The sequence below is a fragment of the Mesorhizobium sp. M4A.F.Ca.ET.050.02.1.1 genome (genome assembly GCF_003997725.1).
Classification (GTDB): domain Bacteria; phylum Pseudomonadota; class Alphaproteobacteria; order Rhizobiales; family Rhizobiaceae; genus Mesorhizobium.
The window spans coordinates 1-3,787 of record NZ_RZSG01000590.1 but is presented as its reverse complement, the minus strand read 5'-3'; the positions used below and the strand labels follow the sequence as shown (position 1 = coordinate 3,787).

The 3,787-nt window shown below is 63.5% G+C and carries 1 protein-coding gene and 4 pseudogenes; 3 read left to right on the top strand and 2 right to left on the bottom strand.

The genetic code is table 11. The features are described from left to right. Nucleotides 1–827, top strand: a pseudogene (locus EOA33_RS27465) (transposase); the annotation flags it as partial. 377 nt (nucleotides 828–1,204) lie between these two features. Then, a pseudogene (locus tag EOA33_RS27460) lies at nucleotides 1,205–1,474 on the top strand (transposase); the annotation flags it as partial. A 21-nt stretch (nucleotides 1,475–1,495) separates the two neighbouring features. On the opposite strand, the pseudogene EOA33_RS27455 reads toward EOA33_RS27460, so the two are convergent. Beyond that, nucleotides 1,496–2,721, bottom strand: a pseudogene (locus tag EOA33_RS27455) (IS110 family transposase). Between the two features lie 263 nt (nucleotides 2,722–2,984). On the opposite strand from EOA33_RS27455, the pseudogene EOA33_RS27450 reads away from it, so the two are divergent. Next, a pseudogene (locus EOA33_RS27450) lies at nucleotides 2,985–3,200 on the top strand (transposase); the annotation flags it as partial. A gap of 150 nt (nucleotides 3,201–3,350) precedes the next feature. Here EOA33_RS27450 and EOA33_RS27445 read toward each other — a convergent pair. Beyond that, nucleotides 3,351–3,787: ATP-binding cassette domain-containing protein (locus EOA33_RS27445; protein ID WP_127407070.1), on the bottom strand; the 437-nt coding region annotated here is incomplete at its 5' end.

Below are 3,787 nucleotides of genomic sequence, written 5' to 3'. Positions count from 1 at the left end.
GGCCTTCTCTCCCGCGCCCCCGCCGAGACGCTGCGCACCATCGCCGCCGATCCCAGACATCTGGGCGCCGAGATCGGCTTCTTCGCGGTGCTGCACACCCGGGGCCAGAATCTGCTGCACCACCCGCACCTGCACTGCGTCGTCCCGGGTGGCGGGTTCTCGCCGGACGGCACGCGATGGATTGCCTGCAGGCCCGGCTTCTTCCTGCCGGTCCGCGTGCTCTCACGCCTGTTCCGGCGGCTGTTTCTAGAGCGCCTGGAGAAAGCCTTTGCGGCCGGCGAACTGCAGTTCTTCTCCGACTTGCAGGGCCTGAGCGCGCCTTGGCGCCGCTTCGAAAGGCCGAGTGGGTGACCTACGCCAAGCCGCCCTTCGCCGGGCCCGAACAGGTCCTCGACTACGTCGGCCGCTACACGCACCGCGTCGCCATCTCCAACAGCCGTTTCGTCGACATCGAGGATGGCGCCGTTCGTTTCCGCTGGAAAGACTACCGGCATGGTGATCGGCAGAAGGTCATGACCGTCTCGGCCGACGAGTTCATCCGCCGCTTCCTGCTTCACGTCCTACCCGAGGGCTTCCATCGCATCCGCTATTACGGCTTTCTCGGCAATCGCCATCGCGCGCAAAAGCTTGCCCGCTGCCGCGACCTACTCGGCATGCCGGCTCCCGAGCCGTCGGTCGAGCCGATCGAAAGGGACTATCGCGACCGCTACGAGGACCTTACGGGCCACTCCCTGCGGCAATGCCCGGCCTGTCACCAAGGGCAGATGATTGTCATCGAAGTCTTCGACGGCGTCACCGGACCCCCGCCATACTGGGATACATCATGAAGGTCACGCTCGGCTTTCTTCGTCATCGTATCGCCCGGACCGTTCGGCCGGAAACCGAGCCGGTCCCCGCGATGGTGCGCGCCGTCACCTCCTGGCCGCCTCTCCGGCAGGGCGCGGCGCCGGCCCTCACTTTGCCGGACCGATATCCGTGTCGCTTTCAACGCATGCGACCCCTGCAAGCGCCGCGTCCGGGCTGCGTCTGCGCCCACGCGATGCCTGTTTCGCGGTGCGGCCTCAATTGAATGCCCATAGCGGCCACCCGTGCCGGCGGCTTAGTCCAACACGTTTTTAGCTCACCGTCGCGATCCGCCACAGCGCGCTCTCGCCACCCGCCTTTCTGCGCGACGCCAAGCTAAAAACGCTCTGCATTATGCCGACGTCGGCATAACGTCCACTTCATGAGGAACGTGCTGGCGCATGCCGGCAAGAGCGGCCGCAGGGTCGTCGCGGCCTTCATCGCCACCGCCTTCGCCCAGGAAACGCCCGAGGCTGCGAGCACCCAATGGCGCGCCGTGGCTGATCAGATCCGGCCCAAGGTCCCGAAGCTGGCCGCCATCCTCGACAACGCCGAACCTGACGTGCTGGCCTATATGACCTTCCCGAAGGAGCACCGGGCCAAGCTCCACTCGACGGATAAGATCGACAAGCAGATTCCTTCGGGATACCCTTCAGGCGCGCGGACGACCTCGTGGCGAAGCGCGGCGCATCGGCTGCAAGCGCCGCCAGGCAGCCTCTATTCGAGCCTTGCCGGATTGAGGCGTCCGCGCGCTCTGGGCCTTCCTGGCGATGTGCATCTCCTGGTTCCGCAATTCCTTGACGTTGTAGGCATAGGCGTGGCCGCGAGCATTGCCTTTTCTTTGCGGCTTGCCGGCCTGCAACTCCATGCTGCGGACCTTGTGAGCGACTAGGCTGGGTCGGGCCCACAGGTAGTCTTTCTCCCTCGTCAGCAAATGCCAGACGAGCACCGTCAGCTTACCGCCACGGCGGCCACCTGATGGCCGCGTTTGGCTCTGATGCGAACGAAGAAGGCGTGCAACGGCCCGGGTGTCTTCGCGGCCGCCCAGGCGGCTTCAACCAGCATCGACCGGGCATGGCTGCGCCCGACCTTGCTGATCCGGCCATGATGGGCGGCGCCAAGGCCCGACTGGCGCACGCGCGGATTGAGCCCGAAATAGCTGACCAGTTTCTTGGGACTCTTGAAGCGGGCGATGTCGCCGATTGCCGCGATCAACCCCGCCGCCACGGTCAGGTTGACGCCAGTGATCGTGAGCAGACGTTTGATTGTGGGATCGTCCAGCGTGCTCTGGGCAATCTCCTGATCAAGGATCGCCAGGTCCTCGGCAAGACGATCGAGTTCGCGCACATGTCGCTCGATTGCCAATAGTTCATCATTTGGGATCGGCTGGCGTATCAACCACGAGCGACCGCGACCGTTGAACAGATCGGCGTGCGGATACTTCGGGATCAGGTGCGCATGAAGGATCGCGTGCACCTCGTTCTTGATCCGGGTCCGATGACGCACGACCTAGTAGCGACGCGCGACCAGCCTGCGCATCCGCTCGGTGGCGGCATCCGGCGTCCAGATCTCCGGCAGATAGCCCGCCGCGAACAAACTGGCCAACGTGCCCGCGTCAACCTTGTCGGTCTTCACATGGGCATGGGCGATCGCCTTCACCTGAAGCGGATTGGCGATGACCACCCGCTTCACGAAGGGCGACAACATCCGTGACACTGCCATGCAGTTGCCGGTCGCTTCGATCACCACCTCGTCTGTCGCCAGAAGGCTTTTGCCGAAGCCTTCCAGAGCGGTGCGGGTCATGTCGACACGACCACCATGTCGAAGTCTGCCTGCTTCCCAGAAAACCACCTCCCCGAAGGTTCGGTGGATGTCCATTCCAACTAGGCGTCGCATTGGCGCTCCTGTCAGATCGAATGACGGGAGCGGCGGGCGACACGACAACTACGGATCCGCGCTCACGGCGCAACCGGGCGAGTCGCAGAGGCGGCCAGCTACTAACACGAGCTCGCAGCTCATCGAATGCATCGGCCTGCCCGCACCTTCGTGCTCCCGGTGCCATCCGTCCCGGATGGTCGCACCATACGCCACGATCCTGGAAACCGCAGCCGGACATCGGCACCGCGTGTCTTATACCGGTTACGAATCCGATCGAGCGTCTCAACGGCGAGATCAAGTGACGCACCGAGGTCGTCGGAATCTTCCCGAACGACGATGCGATCGTGCGTCTCGTCGGGGCGCTGCTGCTCGAACAGAATGATGAGTGGGCCGTCCAGCGAGCCCGCTATATGACCCTTGAGACAATCAGCCAGATGAGCGATGATCCCCTCATCAGCCTGCCAGCCGTGGCGCGCTGATCAGCCCGGCCTATGCCGGAGAGCTCGGCGACCAATGCCGCCAGCTACACCACATCCCGGGACATGATCCAAGGGTCGGGCAGTTCTTCATGAGACAAAGACATCATTTACCGCCCCATTTGGGCGTTCCAGTTGTACAGCGTCGCCTCGTTAGCAACATGTCGTGGCGACCGCGTCGCGAACCTCATCCAGCCAACCCGGCCGCATCTCTGGCACTGACGACAACAGCAAGTCGGTATAGGGATCAAAGGGCGCCATCAGCACTTTGCTCTTCGAGCCGTAGCGTACCACTTCGCCGCGATACATCACCGCGATCGAATCGGCGATTGATCTCACGGTTGCAAAATCGTGGGTAATAAATAGGTACGCGACCTTCTCGACCTGCTGCAGGTTGAGCAGAAGCTTGAGGATGCCGTGGGCGACCAGCGGATCGAGCGCCGACGTCACCTCGTCGCAGATGATCAGCTTCGGCTTGGCGGCGAGCGAACGAGCGATGCAGACGCGCTGCTTCTGGCCGCCGGAAAGCTCCGCCGGGTAGCGGTCGATGAAGCCCTTGCCCATCTCGATCTCGTCGAGCAGCTCGGCAA